We start from the raw sequence: 19,133 nt of genomic DNA, 5'->3' as shown, positions 1-19,133 counted from the left end.
ACGAAGAAAAAAATATAATTCTATAACAATGTTGGTGACTTATACTTGTAGGCTAAGGCTGAAAGGGTGAAATACAGCCCATTCAGCAAGGAACACGAGTATTTCAGGCCGCAAACACATATCTAATTTTCAGAAAAAAAACCAGGAAGTTTCCTGGTTTTTTTTATTTTCTTAACACATTACGTATTACTTAGAAGTTGTGTCCTCTAATTTAGTTAATGCATGTCTTGCATAGTTCACTTTCAATTGATCTAAACGCAATGCTTGTTTTTGTAAACGAAGTAAAAAATCTGCATAGTTTTTACTCGCTTTTTGAGACCAAACAACTTCAGACAAAGCCAATGCACGAGGAAACACCATATACTCAACATGATCACTTGTTTTAATATATTCAGTCCATACGTTTGCCTGAGCACCTTTAATATACTTGGCTTGATCCGCTGATAATTCAGTTGGAATCGGCTCAAAAGAATATACTTTTTCCACATTGGTGAATCCACCAATTGCTAATGGTTCACTTTTATCTTTTGATTGATAATGATCGAAATAACAGAAGCCTCCAGGAGTCATAATCACATCGTGTTGCTGCTTGGCTGCCGCAATTCCACCCTCTATACCTCGCCACGACATAACTGTTGCATTTGGAGCCAGTCCTCCTTCTAAAATTTCATCCCAACCAATAATTTGACGACCTTTTCCATTCAGGAACTTTTCAATGCGCTGAATAAAATAACTTTGCAATTCATGCTCATCCTTAAATCCTTTTTCTTTGATCATTGTTTGGCAATGATAACATGTTTTCCAACGTTCTTTAGGGCACTCATCACCACCGATGTGAATGTACTTGCTTGGGAAAAGATCCATCACCTCTGTTAACACATTTTCCAGGAATTTGAAAGTAGTGTCGCGAGGGCAAAACACGTCATTAAATACGCCCCAGTGGGTTGCCACATCATAAGGACCATGGGTACATCCAAGAATAGGATATGCAGAAAGGGCTGCTAATGCATGGCCAGGCATCTCAATCTCAGGAATAACATTGATAAATCTGTCTTGAGCATATTTTACTACCTCACGAACTTCGTCTTGTGTATAAAAACCCTTGTAAGGAGTACAGTCATATTTACGGTCAATAATAGAGGTTCCTGTTGTAGTTTTACCTACTGCAGTTTCCTCTCGATAAGAACCAATGGTTGTTAGCTTAGGATATTTTTTAATTTCAATACGCCAGCCCTGATCCTCTGTTAAGTGCCAATGGAAGTTATTGTATTTAAATAAGGCTAACAAATCGATATACTTTTTGATAAACTCTACCGGGAACATGTGACGACCTACGTCTAAATGTATACCACGGTATTCAAAGCGAGGAGCGTCTTCAATAATAGCACAAGGAACTGACCATTTAGCTACATTTGCAGCTTGCTTTTGCTCAACTTCTACAGGCATTAACTGACGCAAAGTTTGAATAGCTCTAAATGCTCCTGCCGCAGTTTTAGAACGAACATTAATATTTTTAGTTGTAATAGCAATACGGTAAGCTTCAGCATTTTCCAATGTTGGATCCAATGTAAAAGCGATTACATTTTTACCAGAACCCTTGTTAGAGCCTAATTTAATCCCAGTTGAAGGCTCTAGTAGGTCAACTAAAAAGCTTACAGCCTTCTGAAGATTTGCATCTTTTGAATTAACATTAATTTTAGTTCCCTTATCGATAACAAATTCACCCTTCTGAGCAATTAACTGTTTGGGTTTCGGGATAATAGGATAACGGTCTGCATTTGTTTGTGCTTTAACGGAAAACGCCGTAATTATCACACAAAAAACAAACCCAATCACCTTCTTTGTAGTTTTCATCATTAAATTTGGTTTTAAAAAATGAACGGTTTAAGGATTAAAATTATTTAATATTAGTTTGATAACAATTCTTTATGCCCTGCTAACAGAAAAACGATTTAGCTTTTTACCACTCCCAAAGAAAAAACTGTAGCCAACAGCATCATAATCCAATGAATTGAATTGTCAATAAAGATAAACTTAACATTGTAATATTTTAACAAAAATTGGTAAATTATTAGCCACTTTACAACAAAACCATTAAATAATCCATCAATCAGCAAAGTATTTTACTTGGAATTAAAAAAAGAAAAAAGGCCATCCTCCGATTAGCATCAGTGGATGGCCTTTAAATATAGGTTATAGAAAAAGCCCTGATTAATTATCAAGCTTTTTTAACTTAGGATAATCATCCAACAAAAATTTATATGCCATTGATTTTCTGTCTATTGAAGATGTTATATCTTTCATAAAGAGTTTTGTAGCTTCTCTATCGGCTTCTGTGGCTCTGGCACTTGCAACTACACCTCCGGTAATTTGAACCAAAGCTTTATTTAACATCGACTCATTAATATCACCCAATTGTTTTAACGATATGCTGTTGTCGAAATCAAGTATATCAGGAGCAAAACCATTTGTATAATCAGACTTTCCTAAAGAGTTAAATGATTTGGTTACAATTGGCTGAATCCCCCATTTAATTTTACCAGTTTCATCAGCTATTGTAATTGATCCAACATTTTTACCGTAAGTCGTATCTCCAACTAATACTACCGGCATATACGGCCTCAAGCCATTTATTAACAGCTCACTTGCAGATGCAGTTCTACTACTGGTAAGTACGTATAATTTTTGAAGTGAACTACCAATATTATTAGCTTGTTCTGAGAATTTTGTAACTAGAAAGGCTTCACCATATTTAGGATCGTTTAACAGCGCTTGCTGTAATTGCTTGTTGTACTCCCGCCTATAAAACACCTTTTGTGCATCAAAATCTTTTACAATTAAGCTACCTAACAAAAGCGTTGACCGTGAGTCTCCTCCTGTATTATAGCGCAAATCCATCACCAATTCATTAACTCCCTGCGCTTTAAACTTCCCAAAAACAGCATTCAACTTAGTATTATATACAAGCGAATTTTCACTTGGCCCAGGTACAAACTGATTATAAACTAAATAACCGATCTTTTTACCGTTAATTGAATAAACAGAATCAAGAAAAACGGGATCCTCCTGAATTTCAATTGCTGTAAGACTTTTCGTTTCCTTGTCTGAAAATGTACCATTACTGAAATTGACGAAGGTGATACTGAAACTATCTAAACCAAATAGTAAATTATTATAATTCAGCATAGTTAGCTGTTGACCATTAACTTTCGTAAATATATCCCCTCGCTTAATTCCTGCTTTTGAAGCCGGAGAGTTTGATAACACATAAAGTACTTGCCCCACTAGATCTGCATTATTTCCCGTTCTGTATAGTTTTATTTCATAACCAAAAGATTTAGAAATACCGTTTAAATTATTTTGAAGCTCTTCAGCACTCTCCTGAATCCATGAGAATCTATCCTCAGTTTTATAAATTAATGAACTAAAAAATGATTTAGGACTTAAACTCCTATCCGGACCACCTGGCAACTTATCATTCCAATAATAATAAGTTTGCATGTTTTCATAAACCCAATCATTAATTAATTGATTATTGTTTGGTGATGGATTATCTTTTTTACACGAATAAGTAAAAACAGTAGCAATCAATAATGGCAAAATCAATTTAATTGATTTTGTATTTTTTTTCTTCATAAGCAAGTTTAGAAAACAGCGGTTAAAATTTCTTTCTTCGACTCCAAAAATAGAAAATTTATTATGCAAACAATCCCTTCCTCTTTAATCAAAAACTAACTGATAGTGAACACAATTAACCTGTATCATATTTATCACATTTCACCAAGGTAAAGTCATATATTTTTTCAAATTCTCTAATTTCTCCCCCCTCACATCCGCATATTTTTATAAATTTGGGGTCGATTTGAAAAACTATCATAAATAGATTATGTCAATAGAAAAAATTAAAGTTGCCAACCCTGTAGTAGAGTTGGATGGCGACGAAATGACCCGCATTATTTGGAAATTCATCAAGGACAAGCTTATTCTCCCATACTTGGATCTTGATATTAAATATTATGACCTTGGTATTGAGCACCGTGATGCAACCAACGATCAGGTTACTATTGATGCAGCTGAAGCTATCAAAAAATATAACGTAGGTATCAAGTGTGCCACCATCACTCCGGATGAGCAACGCGTTGAAGAATTCAAATTAAAACAAATGTGGAAATCACCTAACGGAACCATCCGTAACATTTTGGATGGTACTGTTTTCCGTGAGCCGATTGTTTGTAACAACGTTCCTCGTTTGGTTCCAAACTGGACTGCTCCTATTTGTGTTGGTCGTCATGCTTTTGGTGACCAATATCGTGCTACCGATTTCGTGACTAAAGGAAAAGGTAAGTTAACTATCAAATTTGAAGGTGAAAACGGTGAAGTGATCGAGCACGAAGTATATAACTACAAAGGAGATGGTGTTGCGTTGGCAATGTACAACACTGATGAATCGATCCGTGGTTTTGCACGTTCATGTTTTAACCAGGCTATCATGAAAAAATGGCCATTGTACCTTTCTACAAAAAACACCATTTTGAAGAAATACGACGGTCGCTTCAAAGATATTTTCGAAGAAATCTATCAAAACGAATTTAAGGCTGAGATGGATAAATTAGGTATAACTTATGAACATCGTTTGATCGATGACATGGTTGCATCGGCCTTAAAATGGCACGGCAACTTTGTTTGGGCTTGTAAAAACTACGATGGCGACGTTCAGTCTGATACTGTCGCCCAAGGTTTTGGGTCATTAGGTTTGATGACTTCAACATTAGTTACTCCTGATGGCAAAACGATGGAGGCAGAAGCAGCTCACGGTACAGTTACCCGTCACTACCGCGAACACCAAAAAGGTAAACGCACTTCAACCAACCCAATTGCTTCAATTTTCGCATGGACTCGTGGTTTAGAGTTCCGTGGTAAATTAGATGGCAACCAGGCATTAATTGATTTCTGCCAAACTTTAGAACAAGTTTGTGTTGAAACTGTAGAGTCAGGTAAAATGACCAAAGACTTAGCAGTTTGTATCTATGGCAACAGCGTTACTCCAGATCAATACTTATACACTGAAGATTTCTTAGCAGCAATTGACGAAAATTTAAAAGCAAAATTAGTTCAAGTTTCTGCATAAGAAATAAAATTCATTAATAACAAAAAATGCCCTTCGGAGAACGAAGGGCATTTTTTGTTATACCAGGTTAAAATAACTAATAAAAAACTTTAACATCAGTATCATTATCGATATCAATGTCAGAGTATAAAACTAAATTGCCTTTATCATCAATATAATAGCTAGACAAATGTAAGCACCCGACCAACCCCATCTTTACAGTTTCCTCCTGGTATCTTTTCTTTGTTGGATGAAAAAAATAGAGCAAATGCGCCTAGCCGTGCAGCAATGGAAAGAAAGCGGGTTAACCCAGCAAGCTTATTGTGAAATGATCGGGGTAAAGCGAACTACGTTTGCCAACTGGGTGGCACGATGTAAAGCAAGGACTGAAACAGGTTTTATTGCCATCACTCCCCCAACTGAAGCGGTCTCAGCAACCCTTGAGATCATCTATCCTAATGGCGTACGGCTTAACGCAAGTTTCGCTCCTGTGCATCTCCTTGCTGAACTGATCCGCCTCTACTGATGTTTAGCCTGAACTCTTCTCATCGGTATTTGCTGTACCAGGGACACTGCGATATGCGCAAATCATTCGACGGCTTGTGTGGCTTGGTTGCTTCGGAGCTCAAGGGGAATGCTACCAGTGGGGACGTCTTCGTCTTTCTAAACCGGCAGCGCACCCATATCAAGCTGCTGCATTGGGAACACGGAGGCTTTGTGTTGTACTATAAGCGCCTGGAAGAGGGGACCTTCCCGGCATCGTCCAAAGGGCAGCTGAGCTGGGCGGATCTGGTGCTGATGATCGAAGGGGTCGAGGTGCAAAAGAGTCGACAGTTACGCCGCTACCAAGTATAAAAAAGTGCCTTTTTATTTGCCTAAACGCGGTTTTTTGCTTATTTTCACGTCATGGATATGGCACTGGAAAACCTCTCAAAAGAGAACCTGATTGCTCTTTTGAAGGAGAAAGATACCTCCATTGAAAGGAGAGATGCCGCCATTGAATCCTACCAAAAAATCAACTCTTCCCTTCAGGAAGAGGTCGACTACCTTAAACAGCAGGTTGAGCTTTTCAAGCGAATGCAATTCGGTCAGAAGCGTGAACGCTTCGAAGGCGATCCCGCACAAGGTGTGTTGCCATTTGAAGCTCCGGCAGAAGCAGTGGCCCTTCAGGAAGAAACCATCAAAGAACAGATTACCTATACCCGTAAAAGCCAGTCTGCCCATAAAGGCCGCGCCGCCCTTCCGGCTCATTTACCGGTAGAGGAAGTGGAGATCTATCCCCAGGGTGATCTGTCGGAAATGGTATGCATCGGCAAAGAAGTTACTGAAGAGCTGGAGTGTGAACCTGCCCGGTTCTTCATCCGCCGTTATATCCGCTATAAATATGCTGCCAAAAGCGGTGAAGGGGTCACCACCGGAGAGCTTCCCGAACGAGTAATCGACAAGGGCATTCCGGGCGCAGGCCTGCTGGCCATGATCCTGACCGATAAATATGTGGATCACTTGCCGCTGTACCGACAAAAGCAGCGGTTTGCCCGGGAAAACATCCCCATTGCCTCCTCTACGCTCGAAGGCTGGGTCAAACAAGGGCTGGAACGACTCGAACCGCTCTTTGAGCAACTCAAGTTCGACATCAAAGCCAAGGGTTATTTGCAGGTCGATGAAACGACCATCAAGGTGCTAGAAAGTGATAAGAAAGGAGCTTGTCACCTGGGCTGGTATTGGGTGTATCATGCTCCACTGGACGGACTGGTCCTGATGGACTATCAGCCTACTCGCGGTGCAGTAGCTACCAAAGAAATGCTGGCGCACTTTAAGGGGTATCTCCAAAGTGATGGCTACGGCGTATACGAAAAAATAGGCCAGCGGCCCGAGGTCATCCCGGTAGCCTGCTGGGCGCATGCCCGAAGGGAATTTGAACGGGCACTGGAAAACGATAAGGTCAGGGCCGCTAAAGCACTCGAGTTGATCCAGCAGCTCTACGCGGTGGAGCGCAAAGCTAAAGAAGCACAGCTGCCGGCCGATCAACGCAAGCAATTACGTCTGGATGAAGCACTTCCGGTACTCAACGAGCTCGGTAAATGGATCTTCGCCGAGGTAAAAAACACCTTGCCCAAAAGCCAGATTGGAAAGGCGATGCGCTATGCCATGGCACGATGGGATAAGCTCAGCGTGTATCTCCAGGATGGCAGCCTGCAGATCGACAATAATGCCATCGAGAATGCCATACGCCCCATCGCTTTGGGACGCAAAAACTTTTTGTTTGCAGGAACGCATGAGGCTGCTGCGCGGGCGGGGATGATCTATTCGTTCTTTGCCATCTGCAAGAAAAATGAGGTCAATCCTTTCGGGTGGTTAAAATACGCACTGGAAAACATCATGACCATCAACCACAAGAATATCCGGGACCTCTATCCCCAGAACTTTAAGAAATTAACTGAACTTTAAAAGACGGGGTTCGTCGGGCGGATACAGACAAATCATCCCAAACTGTTAACTTTATCAAATGCCAAACTGAATTATAGCTAATAAATACCATAAGCGAATCGCCTTGCTTGTATTGTGGTAATTGCTCAAAAAAATTATTTATAGAGGCTGAACACCCCCAAGGACAGCTCCAATGAACCTTATCAAATAATACTTGATGTTGAAAAGAGGATACATCAATTATATTAACTTTAACGAAAGCACTATTGCTTAAACCACCACTGTCTTCTGCCTTAAACTCAAATATATAGTTACCAGTTTTCAAATTGGTTATCTGGATTGAATGAGTTGTAGAGTCATCAATTTTAGCAGTAGATGGCCCTGAAACTTGTCGCCACAAATAAGTTCCCTTTTGTGATTCTCCATCTTGAAAATTACCAACAAGTTTAAGCGGTTCTGTGGGAAGCAAAATTTCCATATCGCCACTTGCGGAAACTATCGGAGGGTAATTAACCTTGGTTTTTCGTGAAGAATCTAGCGGCATATCAAAAGTTTGCGGTTCAAAAAACTAAAAAAAACCAAACCATAAATACCGATATTTCAATAAAATACTATCACATTGCCTTCAGAAGAATTATCGACCATTATATATAAATCTCCATTGTCGTTGATCATATAAAGCATACTCGTTGGCTTTGAAAAGTTTGCCCAGTAGAAATACTCGTTTTTAAGCTCTTGCCAATTAGATTTAATACTAACAAACACAAGAATTGGTTGATTTTGCGGTATAGTTTCATAAATATTAGTGATTATACCGACACAGTAGCTGGAACCACCACCAGGTCTGTCATTGCAATCAAAACTAATTTTATTAAAAACCACTTTATTCTTGAACAGTGATTCTTCAATTACATTTACTGTTACTGTATCTTTCCCCGTCAGGCCGCTACTGTCTTTGCCTTCAAATTCAAATTTGTAAATACCACTTACCAAATTAGTGATGGTAACTGCTATTTCGTCAGGTTTTTCAATCGTAGCAGCAGATGGCCCCTCCAATTGAGTCCATCGATATTGTCCCCGCTTTTCCTGTTCATCATAAAAAGTTCCTTCTAAGGTAACTGTATCATCTGGCAGAACTGTTATTAAATCATCACCTGCTGAAACAGTAGGCGGGTAATTAACATTAACCTTGGTTTTTCGTGAAGAATCTAGCGGCGGAATATCAAAAGTTTGCGACATATCTGTATCATCACTACATGAGCCAAAGGCCATACTTACAACTATTGCAAGTAAGTACCATTTAAAAAAGCTTTCATTCAAATAGATGTTAGGTAAAAATGAAAGTTAATTAACTCACAAAGTTACTCTATATACATCTTATTTACAGCACTTTAACTCAACTTAACCACAACACACACACACAATAAAACCAAAGAAACGAAAGCGCCTCCTTTAATGAAGGTGGCTCTTTTACTTAATAAAGCTCGTACCTACTTACATTTTTTTCAACTTCTCCAATAATACATCCAGTTCTTCCTTGGTGTTATAATAATGAACTGAAGCCCTGTTAACTCTCTCTAAGTTACGCTTCTCCATATCGAGCAATGCACTTTGTTTACCAGGCGAATTAATATTAATTCCTTGCTGATGAAGTAGTTTCTGCACTACCAAAGGTTCAATTCGGTTGTGAGTAAATGTAACCATCCCGCATTTTTCATTACCTATATCTTGGAGTTTAATTGAGTCAATACTGGCCAAACCTTCCCTTAAGTAGGCAGAAAGTTCTTTTATCCGTTGCCACCCGTTTTCCACGCCAATAGCTAAAGCATACCTAATTGCTTCTCCTAAGCCTAACTGTCCAGCAATGTTGCGTTCAAAAGTTTCAAATCTTTTGGCTGTTGGGTTTATTATAAATTCATCAGAAGACGTCCATGAAGCTGAATAACTATCCAAATAAACAGGATTCAGCTTAGGTAAAACATTCTTATCCACAAACAAAAAACCTGTACCGCGCGGACCTCTCAAGTATTTCCGCCCTGTTGCAGTTAAAAAACTGCATTGTATTTTTTTTACATCAATAGGTAACTGACCTACCGACTGACAGCTGTCTAACAAGTATAAAATGCCATATTTCGCAGCAATTGCACCAATTTCTTCAGCAGGGTTTATTAATCCACTATTAGAGGGAATATGAGTAATGGCAATCAATTTAACCTTGTTCGTTATCATTTGCTCAAGCTTGAGACAGTCCACCATTCCATATTCATCCTGTGGAATTAAAACAATGTCAACTTGCTTCTCCTTTTTCAGCTTTAAAAAATTAATAAAGTTCGATACGTATTCAACATCAGATGTTAGAATTAAATCACCCTTTTCAAAAGGAATTGAATAAAATGCTAGATTCCAGGACAGCGATGCATTTTGAGTAAAAGCAATTTCATCTCCACTACAATTAATCAACTTGGCTGCAAGTTCATAAGTTTCGTTCAAGGCAGCTGCGGATTTATCGGCTGTTTCATATCCTCCATATAACATTTCTTCATTTATATAGCTGATCATTGTTTCCCGCACCTTATCAACAGGAAGAGATGCTCCCGCATTATTCAAATGAATTTGATTAGCAACTCCGGCAGTATCCTTACGAACTTTTACAATATCCAACATAAACACTATTAATTAATTAACTTGCAAATTGATTATTTAAACAAACTAATTAAAATTTAGTTTAATTATTTGTTAATAAATTAACACTAACCACAATCCCATCTGTATTAACAGATTAAAAAAGAAAAAGTTACACCTAATCTCTCTTGTTCTTTTACTTCTAATCATTAAATTTGAAGGAAGTAATTTGCATCAAAAGCAAAAAACATTACATTGAGGATCAGGACTATGCAAAAAATCGTATCTATCATCAAAAACAAATACTACCTAACACTGGTGTTGTTTTTCGTATGGATGCTATTTTTAGACCGCAATGACTTTATTTCTCAGTATGAATACCGCCAAAAACTTCACCAAATACGTAAAGACCAGGATTATTATAAAGAAGAAATCATTAAGGTAAAAAAAGACTTAAAAGAGCTCTCTACCGACCCTCAACAGCTCGAAAAATTTGCCCGAGAGAAATACCTTATGAAAAAAGATGGTGAAGATATTTTTGTCATTGTATCCGAAAATGAAGAAATGAAAAACAAATGATGTAGTAATAACATCAAACCTTCAACTCTGTTCATTATACTTTCATCCCATTTAAAGAATCAATGAATCTAGTTAGATTCTGCACTCATTCGTAAATCATTAATTAATTTTTCAACTATTATAGGTAAATTGTTATTACGCAAAAGTATTATCAATGCCTGTACCGAGGATTAAACTGACATAAATCATAATTTTAGTTAAATTGATAATATATCTTTATAAATAACAAAATGCTTAAAATGAAAACCATATTACTTCCAACTGACTTTTCTAAATCTGCCTCAAATGCGCTTGAGTTTGCGAAGCAATTAGCGATTACTCATGATTATAAAATCAAGTTACTGCATATTGTGCAAACTATGGTTGATCCTAATATGCCCCCTGAAATAATTGACGATGTACTCACCACTCAGGAAAAAGAAGCCAGAGAGCATAACGAGCAATTGAAGCGAGAACTTGAAAGTGCCGGCATTGAAGTAGAAAGCATTACCCGTCGCGGTTTTTTGATTGAAAGTGAAATTTTGGAAGAACTTACCCAGGATAATATTAACCTGATTATTATGGGAACTAAAGGTGCGAATGACCTGGTTGAAAAATTATTGGGCAGCAATGCTTCTTCAATCATTGAGCGTGCAACCTGTCCGGTACTTGTTGTTCCCACAGCTGCAAATCCAGGTAAGTCAATAAAGAAGATTGTTTATGCTACACAATTTCATGGAGAGGAACTCCCGTTTGTTGAACGAATCATTGAATTTGGCAATGCTATTAATGCAGAAACAACGGTATTAAAAATAAACACTAATGAAAAGCAAGAAGAGTCGTTGATTAACAAGCTTAAACTTGTGTCTTCAACTCACAAATGTCGTATTGAAACTTATACTGCAGTATCTGAATCAACAGGAATAATAGAATATGCACAAAAATATGGTGCCGATTTACTGGTAATGGTAACACACAAACGCACCTTACTTGAAAAGTTCTTTACTCCTAGCCTTACCAAAAAACTGGCTGAACATTCTGACATTCCTTTACTAGCCTACCACGGTTAAGATAACTCCAACAACATAAATTCGGTACACTTCTTAAATGTTTTAGATTTAAGAAGTGTACCTTATTAAAAGAGTGGCATGCAAAATTAAATCCAATAAAAAAACCTGTAAATACTTAATTTCCCAGCAAACATTTTAGCATTAAGATGAACAAGATATATCACCTTTCAACCTGTAGTACATGCAGTAAGATTATTAAAAACGCCGAATACGCAGGTGTTAAGTTTGAAAAGCAAGACATTAAAACCCAGCCCATAAGTACCGACCAATTAGAAGCAATGATGAAATTAGCAGGATCTTACGAAGCTTTGTTTAGCCGCCGGTCACAAAAATTCAGGCCTATGGGCTTACATGAAAAGACCCTGACAGAAAACGATTACCGTGATTTAATTTTACAAGAGTACACGTTTTTAAAACGCCCGGTTGTAGTTTCAGGAGATAAAATCTTTGTAGGCAACAGTCCAAAAGTTGTAGAGGAAATGATAGGTAAATTAAAGTAAGTTATAATTATTCCAATAAACAAAAGCGGGCTGTTATTTACAACAGCCCGCTTTTGTTATTCAGAAGTTAACACAAGCCAAATCCTCGCTCTTGCATCTTACTTCTTAGATATATCTTTTAGCTCAGCATAGCTACAAAATCATCAAACAAATAACGTGAATCATGCGGACCTGGAGACGATTCTGGATGGTATTGCACCGAAAATGCTTTTTTACCTTTTACGCGAATACCTTCAATGGTACCGTCGTTAAGGTTAAGGTGAGTAATCTCCACTTTATCCGAGGCTTTCACTTCATCAGGGTTTACAGCAAAGCCGTGGTTTTGAGAAGTTACTTCACAGTGATTTTTAATTATGTTCTTAACCGGGTGGTTTAATCCGCGGTGACCATTTTTCATCTTATAAGTTGATATACCGTTTGCCTGTGCTAACATTTGGTGACCTAAACAAATACCGAACATAGGTTTGTTAGCGGCTAAAATTTTAGTTACAGTTTCAACCCCGTAAGGCATAGCACCAGGATCACCAGGACCATTTGAAATAAAATAACCGTGTGGTTTCCATTGCTCCATTTCTTCAAAAGAAGTTTTAGCCGGGAATACCTTGCAGTAAACATCACGATCATCAAAATTTCGAAGGATATTTTTCTTCACCCCTAAATCCAACACCGCAACACGGTAAGCAGCTTCTGAATTTCCGTAGAAATAAGGCTCAGTTGTACTTACTTCTGACGATAGTTCTAAACCTTCCATAGAAGGAACTTCAGCTAACTTTTTCTTTAACTCTTCAATATCAAGAATCTCAGAAGAAATAATACCGTTCATAGCGCCTTTATCACGAATGTGGCGCACCAACTGACGGGTGTCAACATTACTAATGGCAACTACATTTTCATTCAAGTAATATTCCTGAATTGATTCGTCGGCCATTTTACGCGAATAATTTGACGTAAAATTTTTACAAACCAACCCAGCAATTTTTACTGAATCTGATTCAACTTCCTCATCAGAAATACCATAGTTACCAATATGTGCATTGGTAGTAACCATGATTTGCCGATAATAAGAAGGGTCAGTGAAAATTTCTTGATAACCGGTCATTCCGGTATTAAAACATATTTCGCCGGTGGTGGTTCCTATTTTACCGGCAGCTTTTCCGTGGAATACTGTACCATCCTCAAGCAACAGTACAGCAGGGATTTTCTCGAACGTGCTCATTAAGTTGCAAAGGTAGAAAAAATCAGGTACTTTCGCTTGCTTTTACACAAAAATTCCACAAAATGTCAGTCAATACCGAAATCAGACGCATTACCACCAATACCGTTCAGGAAATGAAGATGAACGGAGAAAAAATTTCAATGCTTACCGCTTATGATTATTCCACCGCAGTAATCCTCGACAACGCCGGCATTGACGTTCTTTTAGTGGGCGACTCTGCATCAAATGTAATGGCAGGCCATGAAACCACGCTCCCTATTACGCTCGACCAAATGATTTACCATGCATCGTCTGTAGTAAGGGGGGCCAAGCGCGCGTTGGTGGTAGTTGATTTACCTTTCGGTTCGTATCAAGGTAATTCAAAAGAGGCTCTTGCCTCTGCCATTCGCATCATGAAAGAATCGGGTGCGCATGCAGTAAAACTTGAAGGAGGAGCAGAAGTAAAGGAATCAATTGAGCGGATTATTTCAGCTGGAATTCCTGTTATGGGACATTTAGGCTTAACACCACAGTCTATTTATAAATTTGGTACTTATACAGTAAGAGCAAAAGAAGAAGCTGAAGCTAAAAAACTACTGGACGATATTCAATTGCTACAACAATCGGGGTGCTTTGCAGCTGTTTTAGAGAAAATACCCGCAAAACTGGCCAAAGAAGCGACCTCTTTAGTAAAAATCCCAATCATTGGAATTGGAGCAGGACCAGATGTTGATGGTCAGGTATTGGTTATAAATGACATGTTGGGTATAACAAAAGGATTCCGTCCTCGTTTTTTACGTCAATACTTAAACTTATTTGAGGAAATTGGAGGGGCTGTAAAGAAATACATTGCCGACGTAAAAAGTCAGGATTTTCCTAATAAAAAAGAACAATATTAAACAGTATAGGTTTACTATTAACCTAACTTTACATTTACAAATTAAACCTATTTGAATTTCTATGACCATAAATCCGTAATAAAATTACGGGAATAAGGGAATTGATATGTGATTTTGGATTTACGTTTTCCAATTGAGACACCTCTTGTAATTCTGAAATCTAAAATCTAAAATGATAACGGAATGGGAAAAGGCCTAGCAAATACCTATACATACAAAGACATTGAAGTACTTTACGAAGACAATCACTTACTAGCCATTAATAAGCCTGCAGGTATTGCTGTGCAAGCTGACGAATCAGGAGACAAACCATTAATTGACTTTGTAAAAGACTATATAAAATACACTTATAACAAGCCGGGAGCGGCCTTTGCTGGATTAATTCATCGTTTGGATCGACCTGTCAGTGGTGTTATTTTATTTGCCAAAACAAGTAAGGCGTTGGAGCGCTTCAATAAACTTTTCAAAGAGCGTGATATTCAGAAAACTTATTGGGCTATTGTTAAAAATCAGCCTCCCAAACTCGAAGCTACACTTGTTAATTATTTGAGAAAAAATCCACAAACGAATACCTCGAAAGCATATAATACTGAATCAGAAGTGGAAGGCGCTTTACGTTGTGAATTAAGCTATAAAGTAATTGCCAAATCGGACACTTACTATTTGCTCGAAGTTAAGCCCGTAACCGGACGTCATCACCAAATCAGGGTTCAGTTATCTCATATGGGATGTCCTATACGAGGAGACCGCAAGTATGGTTTCCAACGATCTAACCCCGATTGGAGCATTAACCTCCATGCACGCAAAATCACTTTCGAACATCCAGTGAAAAAAGAGCTAATGGAGATAGTTGCTCCTTTACCTAAAGATCCGGTATGGCATAACTTTGGAATAAAATAATACACGAACTTCAATGAAGTAAAGATCTAGGTGTATTTACATATTACTTGTTTTTTAGACTATTTATTGAAGATTTAAGCTTCAAAACAATTGGCTCATTTTGCTTTTTAATCATTAAACCGAACTGTCCTTTTATGGCTTCATAATATTCCATTGGATAAATCTCCTGATCAAGCTTTAACAAACCTTGAATGTTTAATATTGATAACAACGATACTGATTTTTTTAAACTATAATCAATAGGAAATGATCGCAAATTCTGATTAAACGGATTCTTTGTGTTTCTATCGAAAAATAGGAATTTAAATAAATTATACTTAATGGTTTATCACTGTCAAAATTTAAATCCAACTTTCTTCTTCTTTTTTTCTTAAATTCAGTATTACTATCCTACATGTTATGTTTGAAAAACTATTTCAACTTTCTGCTCATAACACAACTGTAAAAACTGAAGTATTAGCTGGAATAACCACATTTATGACAATGGCCTATATTTTGGCTGTTAACCCTTCCATTTTAGGCACGACCGGCATGGACAAAGCAGCATTGTTTACAACCACTGCCTTGTCTACCATTATTGCCACACTAACAATGGCTTTTTTGGCAAACTTACCTATTGCCGCAGCTCCGGGCATGGGCCTTAATGCTTTTTTTGCTTTTACCGTGGTACAAATCATGGGGTATTCATGGCAAATGGCCATAACAGCTGTATTTATTGAGGGCCTGATATTTTTAGTTTTAACCTTCTTTAATGTTCGTGAGTTAATTATTAACAGTATACCCCAAACCTTAAAAGATGCCATACCTGTCGGCATCGGTTTATTTATAACATTCATTGGACTTCAACATACTGGAATGGTTACTGGCAATACTGAAACCCTGGTAACACTTGGAAAAATGACTGACTCAAAAGTTTGGATTGGGTTAGTTGGTTTACTAATTACAGGAGTTTTAGTATCCTTAAATATCAAATCGGCCATTTTAATAGGAATCATTGCAGGAACAATAATTGGTATTCCATTAGGTATAACAATAATACCTAAAGAACATCTAATTAGTATTCCGCCTTCAATATCTCCTATTTTCGCAAAGTTTGTTTGGAATGACTTATTCTCCACCGACATGCTTATGGTTGTCCTAACGTTTCTGTTTGTTAACCTATTTGATACGGTAGGAACCCTTTTAGGCCTTGCAGCCAAGGCGGGACTGATTGACAAAAACGGCAGTTTTCCTAAAGTTAAACAAGCCTTATTTGCCGATGCATTTGGAACTACAATTGGAGCTATTTTAGGAACAAGTACCATAACGGCTTATGTAGAAAGTGCATCAGGAGTTGCTGCAGGTGGCCGAACAGGGCTGACAGCTTTAAGTACTGCTTGTATGTTTTTTATAGCCATGTTCTTTGCGCCGTTATTCCTCATGATCCCCTCGGCAGCAACCGCACCCGCCCTCATAATTGTGGGTCTATTTATGGTTTCTTCTATCTTAACTATAAACTTCGACGACCTTACAGAGGCCATTCCTGCATTTATGACAATGGTAATGATGCCTTTTACCTATAGTATTGCACAAGGCATTGTTTTTGGAATGCTTTCCTTCGTTTTCATCAAACTGTTTACGGGCAGGGCTTCCCAAATTAGCATTACAGTATATGTAACTGCCATCTTGTTTATACTAAAGTTGTTTTGGGCGTAATTACTTATTTTGATTTAGTTGATCCGCTTTGTCTTTTACGAAGTATAATTGTTTCGTTTTGTTCTTTTATTATCTGCCCAAAGAGCTCTTTAAAATATTGATAATACTCTCGCTCGTATACATCATTACCGAGCTTTAGAACACTTTGAATTACAACAATGTTATCATCAATTTTATAGTCAGCTGAATAAGAGGCATTTCTTTCCGGAAGAACAATTTTCTTATTCTGAGGAACATATTCTACCTCATATCCATCAGGAATACTAATGGCTATGGTTGCACCCAAACGCTTTTTTGTTCCAAACTCTATTGGATATGAACGCAAATGCTGTTTAAAGGGATTTGCCGATAGCTTATCAAACAGATAAGGATTTACATAGATTTTATCGACTACAGTTGATTCTTCATTTTCCATCTCGAAAGAAAACATTGTATTTAACGTTTCAGATAAACTATCAACATTTTCAATTTTAAAGTCACTTATCTTTACTGGAGTAAGTTTTTTCTGATATGCTTTAACATAATCATCCAGTGTCGAAAATCTAGCAATTTCTTTTCGATCATTTAATGCCTGATAATAGAGCTTACTCATCTGACAGGTCCCTTGTACCGACCCATTGGGCTTTACAGCCATATTAATAATAGATTGACTCATATCATAAAAATTTGGAACGAGCTTTATCCATCCTGATTTTTTCAGCACAATTAGTCGACCTTCATTATTGATACAACGCAATGGTAAAAGGCCAAACGGCAGCATCTTTTCAGTAATATCTAATAAATACTCTTTATTGTTGATCATTACTCTTGCCACAACATAATTGAAATCAGTTAATACCGGGTACAGGTTATTAACATATCCATTTTCTCGAGTGGAGAGAATTACGGGTTCGGCCTTCAATCCAGCAGCTTTTAACATTCCAATCAAAAACAAATTGATTTCAGCTACTGAACCTTCTTTTTTACTCCAAATATCTTTAGGTTCATTTTCTGCCAAAACACCATGCTTACCATTCCATGAAAGTTCTTTTTTCAAGAAATCTACAATTACAGTTGCTCTTTTCAACGAATCAGTTATTGTTAAGAACTCAGGCTTTAGCAATTGCTGATAAAACTTTTGATTTTTCTGAAATATCGGACCAAACTTAGGATCTGACAATAACTGTCGTTCCACGTCTTCCCATGTATTAGTAAACTTTTTTCTACTGCCATTAGTATACTGAAATTCTTCAATTTCAAACTCCACTCGAGAAAGGTAATTTCTTAAAGTGGTCATGAATTCTTCAGCTTTTAATGCCGGGACCGAATCCATTGCAACTTGCAAGAATAAACAATCAGCAGCCAGTCGCCCTGGAGGGTTGAAGCATTCTTTTTGCACGGTTGAGGAATTCTTGGTTAATTTCTCCAAACCTTTAAGAGTAATTTTATAGGTAAAATACCCTGGAATTTTCGCCCAATATTCACTTCGAACTTTAGGTATTGCCGCCTGAAAATGCCATTCTTTAAAATTATAAAAGTAATACGGAGTCTTTAGCGTGTATTTATATTCTAGAACTGAGCCTGGTTTTACCATCGGAAAGGTGAACTTTAGAACATTGTATTTGTCGTTTTGCTTTTCCATGACAAAGTCCTTATAGGCCAGTTTCGCTTTTATTATTTTACCATTCTCCAGATTGTATGTCCAAGCCTGGATAGCATCAACCTTTTCTTCCCCAAATCCTCCTACATATAACGGAATTACAATTGTGGACTCAGGCTGACCTTTTTGATTAAAAATTTTCAATTTACCATAATAGTCAACTATTAACATACTGGGATCCTGATCATCAATATAAGATTCTCCAAATTCATCCAGCACGATCGCATTCGCTGATGTATCCTTATCATACTTCTCTAGAAGCAGTTCATTCATTGAAACATTGCCGAATTTATAGGGTATTTCTTTGACAAAAGAGAGGTTTTCTTGGGCAAAAGCGCCAACAAAGCTAAAAACTGCAATAAATAGCAGCCTAATTTTTTTCATAAAGTAGTTTGTTCAGAATATTTAAGGTAGAGTGTAAATATTTATTCAAATGTAAAGAAATGATTGAAAAGCTATTGTATTCGTAAAATAAAATAAAAGTATTCGATACAATTACCGGACACTTTTAAAGCAATAAA

Annotated in this window: 18 protein-coding genes; 10 read left to right on the top strand and 8 right to left on the bottom strand. The window is 37.5% G+C overall.

Annotated features, from left to right (window positions below; all coding sequences use genetic code 11):
* Positions 1–186: 186 nt before the first annotated feature.
* Together L2B55_RS05675 and L2B55_RS05670 are read right to left on the bottom strand one after the other, a co-directional pair.
* Positions 187–1,857 (bottom strand): beta-N-acetylhexosaminidase, encoded by a 1,671-nt coding sequence (locus tag L2B55_RS05675; RefSeq protein WP_237849494.1) that lies wholly within the window; start codon positions 1,855–1,857, stop codon positions 187–189.
* 354 nt (positions 1,858–2,211) lie between these two features.
* Positions 2,212–3,636 (bottom strand): S41 family peptidase, encoded by a 1,425-nt coding sequence (locus tag L2B55_RS05670; RefSeq protein ID WP_237849491.1) that lies wholly within the window; start codon positions 3,634–3,636, stop codon positions 2,212–2,214.
* A gap of 250 nt (positions 3,637–3,886) precedes the next feature.
* On the opposite strand from L2B55_RS05670, the gene L2B55_RS05665 reads away from it, so the two are divergent.
* The 4 genes from L2B55_RS05665 (at position 3,887) to tnpC (ending at position 7,555) form a co-directional block, all read left to right on the top strand.
* A complete protein-coding gene (locus L2B55_RS05665; protein WP_237849488.1) occupies positions 3,887–5,128 on the top strand; it encodes an NADP-dependent isocitrate dehydrogenase in 1,242 nt (413 codons plus the stop codon).
* 247 nt (positions 5,129–5,375) lie between these two features.
* Positions 5,376–5,633 carry an IS66 family insertion sequence element accessory protein TnpA gene (tnpA, locus tag L2B55_RS05660; protein ID WP_237849485.1) on the top strand — a complete coding sequence of 86 codons (258 nt, stop codon included), beginning with the start codon at positions 5,376–5,378 and terminating at the stop codon, positions 5,631–5,633.
* Positions 5,633–5,962: an IS66 family insertion sequence element accessory protein TnpB gene (tnpB, locus tag L2B55_RS05655; protein ID WP_255696433.1), complete on the top strand. Its 330-nt coding sequence runs from the start codon at positions 5,633–5,635 to the stop codon at positions 5,960–5,962. Before tnpA ends, tnpB begins: the two co-directional genes overlap by 1 nt.
* Positions 5,963–6,013: 51 nt before the next feature.
* Entirely contained in the window at positions 6,014–7,555 is a 1,542-nt protein-coding gene (tnpC, locus tag L2B55_RS05650) for an IS66 family transposase (protein WP_237848581.1), read from the top strand.
* On the opposite strand, the gene L2B55_RS05645 is transcribed toward tnpC, so the two are convergent.
* The 3 genes from L2B55_RS05645 to L2B55_RS05635 all read right to left on the bottom strand — a co-directional run bounded on the left by L2B55_RS05645 (position 7,533) and on the right by L2B55_RS05635 (position 10,198).
* Positions 7,533–8,012, bottom strand: a complete 480-nt coding sequence (locus L2B55_RS05645) for a PKD domain-containing protein (protein ID WP_237849482.1) — start codon at positions 8,010–8,012, stop codon at positions 7,533–7,535. The two genes, tnpC and L2B55_RS05645, sit on opposite strands and share 23 nt — an antisense overlap.
* Positions 8,013–8,134: 122 nt before the next feature.
* Positions 8,135–8,854 (bottom strand): PKD domain-containing protein, encoded by a 720-nt coding sequence (locus tag L2B55_RS05640; protein ID WP_237849480.1) that lies wholly within the window; start codon positions 8,852–8,854, stop codon positions 8,135–8,137.
* A 174-nt stretch (positions 8,855–9,028) separates the two neighbouring features.
* Positions 9,029–10,198, bottom strand: coding sequence for an aminotransferase class V-fold PLP-dependent enzyme (locus L2B55_RS05635; protein ID WP_237849477.1), 1,170 nt, complete (start codon positions 10,196–10,198; stop codon positions 9,029–9,031).
* A gap of 228 nt (positions 10,199–10,426) precedes the next feature.
* Between L2B55_RS05635 and L2B55_RS05630 the strand changes: the two genes are divergently transcribed.
* From L2B55_RS05630 to L2B55_RS05620, 3 genes are all read left to right on the top strand, one after another.
* A complete protein-coding gene (locus L2B55_RS05630) occupies positions 10,427–10,735 on the top strand; it encodes an FtsB family cell division protein (protein ID WP_237849475.1) in 309 nt (102 codons plus the stop codon).
* 239 nt (positions 10,736–10,974) lie between these two features.
* A complete protein-coding gene (locus L2B55_RS05625) occupies positions 10,975–11,784 on the top strand; it encodes a universal stress protein (RefSeq protein WP_237849472.1) in 810 nt (269 codons plus the stop codon).
* A 146-nt stretch (positions 11,785–11,930) separates the two neighbouring features.
* The gene (locus L2B55_RS05620; RefSeq protein WP_237849469.1) at positions 11,931–12,284 is read left to right on the top strand and encodes an arsenate reductase family protein; all 354 of its coding nucleotides are present in this window, start codon (positions 11,931–11,933) and stop codon (positions 12,282–12,284) included.
* A gap of 118 nt (positions 12,285–12,402) precedes the next feature.
* On the opposite strand, the gene carA is transcribed toward L2B55_RS05620, so the two are convergent.
* Positions 12,403–13,500: a glutamine-hydrolyzing carbamoyl-phosphate synthase small subunit gene (carA, locus tag L2B55_RS05615; protein ID WP_237849467.1), complete on the bottom strand. Its 1,098-nt coding sequence runs from the start codon at positions 13,498–13,500 to the stop codon at positions 12,403–12,405.
* 62 nt (positions 13,501–13,562) lie between these two features.
* Here carA and panB point away from each other — a divergent pair, with 62 nt between their 5' ends.
* Together panB and L2B55_RS05605 are read left to right on the top strand one after the other, a co-directional pair.
* On the top strand, positions 13,563–14,378 hold the full coding sequence (gene panB / locus L2B55_RS05610) for a 3-methyl-2-oxobutanoate hydroxymethyltransferase (RefSeq protein ID WP_237849464.1): 816 nt from the start codon (positions 13,563–13,565) through the stop codon (positions 14,376–14,378).
* A 183-nt stretch (positions 14,379–14,561) separates the two neighbouring features.
* Positions 14,562–15,278, top strand: a complete 717-nt coding sequence (locus L2B55_RS05605; RefSeq protein WP_237849462.1) for an RluA family pseudouridine synthase — start codon at positions 14,562–14,564, stop codon at positions 15,276–15,278.
* Positions 15,279–15,321: 43 nt separating this feature from the next.
* On the opposite strand, the gene L2B55_RS05600 is transcribed toward L2B55_RS05605, so the two are convergent.
* The gene (locus tag L2B55_RS05600) at positions 15,322–15,489 is read right to left on the bottom strand and encodes a hypothetical protein (protein WP_237849459.1); all 168 of its coding nucleotides are present in this window, start codon (positions 15,487–15,489) and stop codon (positions 15,322–15,324) included.
* Positions 15,490–15,677: 188 nt separating this feature from the next.
* Between L2B55_RS05600 and L2B55_RS05595 the strand changes: the two genes are divergently transcribed.
* The gene (locus L2B55_RS05595) at positions 15,678–16,973 is read left to right on the top strand and encodes an NCS2 family permease (RefSeq protein ID WP_237849457.1); all 1,296 of its coding nucleotides are present in this window, start codon (positions 15,678–15,680) and stop codon (positions 16,971–16,973) included.
* Positions 16,974–16,977: 4 nt separating this feature from the next.
* Here the strand turns inward: L2B55_RS05595 and L2B55_RS05590 are convergent, their stop codons facing one another.
* Positions 16,978–18,996, bottom strand: a complete 2,019-nt coding sequence (locus tag L2B55_RS05590) for a DUF3857 domain-containing protein (protein WP_237849454.1) — start codon at positions 18,994–18,996, stop codon at positions 16,978–16,980.
* Positions 18,997–19,133: the final 137 nt, after the last annotated feature.

The sequence above is a fragment of the Solitalea lacus genome (genome assembly GCF_022014595.1).
GTDB classification, from domain to species: Bacteria; Bacteroidota; Bacteroidia; order Sphingobacteriales; family Sphingobacteriaceae; genus Solitalea; species Solitalea lacus.
This window is presented reverse-complemented; position numbering and strand designations above follow the sequence as displayed.

Coding starts and splice junctions, on each gene's coding strand:
- L2B55_RS05620 (WP_237849469.1), top strand. CDS start 11,931: ATGAACAAGATATATCACCTTTCAACCTGTAGTACATGCAGTAAGATT.
- L2B55_RS05605 (WP_237849462.1), top strand. CDS start 14,562: ATGGGAAAAGGCCTAGCAAATACCTATACATACAAAGACATTGAAGTA.
- L2B55_RS05645 (WP_237849482.1), bottom strand. CDS start 8,012: ATGGAAATTTTGCTTCCCACAGAACCGCTTAAACTTGTTGGTAATTTT.
- L2B55_RS05590 (WP_237849454.1), bottom strand. CDS start 18,996: ATGAAAAAAATTAGGCTGCTATTTATTGCAGTTTTTAGCTTTGTTGGC.
- tnpC (WP_237848581.1), top strand. CDS start 6,014: ATGGATATGGCACTGGAAAACCTCTCAAAAGAGAACCTGATTGCTCTT.
- L2B55_RS05675 (WP_237849494.1), bottom strand. CDS start 1,857: ATGATGAAAACTACAAAGAAGGTGATTGGGTTTGTTTTTTGTGTGATA.
- L2B55_RS05635 (WP_237849477.1), bottom strand. CDS start 10,198: ATGTTGGATATTGTAAAAGTTCGTAAGGATACTGCCGGAGTTGCTAAT.
- tnpB (WP_255696433.1), top strand. CDS start 5,633: ATGTTTAGCCTGAACTCTTCTCATCGGTATTTGCTGTACCAGGGACAC.
- panB (WP_237849464.1), top strand. CDS start 13,563: ATGTCAGTCAATACCGAAATCAGACGCATTACCACCAATACCGTTCAG.
- L2B55_RS05595 (WP_237849457.1), top strand. CDS start 15,678: ATGTTTGAAAAACTATTTCAACTTTCTGCTCATAACACAACTGTAAAA.
- L2B55_RS05665 (WP_237849488.1), top strand. CDS start 3,887: ATGTCAATAGAAAAAATTAAAGTTGCCAACCCTGTAGTAGAGTTGGAT.
- L2B55_RS05670 (WP_237849491.1), bottom strand. CDS start 3,636: ATGAAGAAAAAAAATACAAAATCAATTAAATTGATTTTGCCATTATTG.
- L2B55_RS05630 (WP_237849475.1), top strand. CDS start 10,427: ATGCAAAAAATCGTATCTATCATCAAAAACAAATACTACCTAACACTG.
- L2B55_RS05625 (WP_237849472.1), top strand. CDS start 10,975: ATGAAAACCATATTACTTCCAACTGACTTTTCTAAATCTGCCTCAAAT.
- tnpA (WP_237849485.1), top strand. CDS start 5,376: ATGCGCCTAGCCGTGCAGCAATGGAAAGAAAGCGGGTTAACCCAGCAA.
- carA (WP_237849467.1), bottom strand. CDS start 13,500: ATGAGCACGTTCGAGAAAATCCCTGCTGTACTGTTGCTTGAGGATGGT.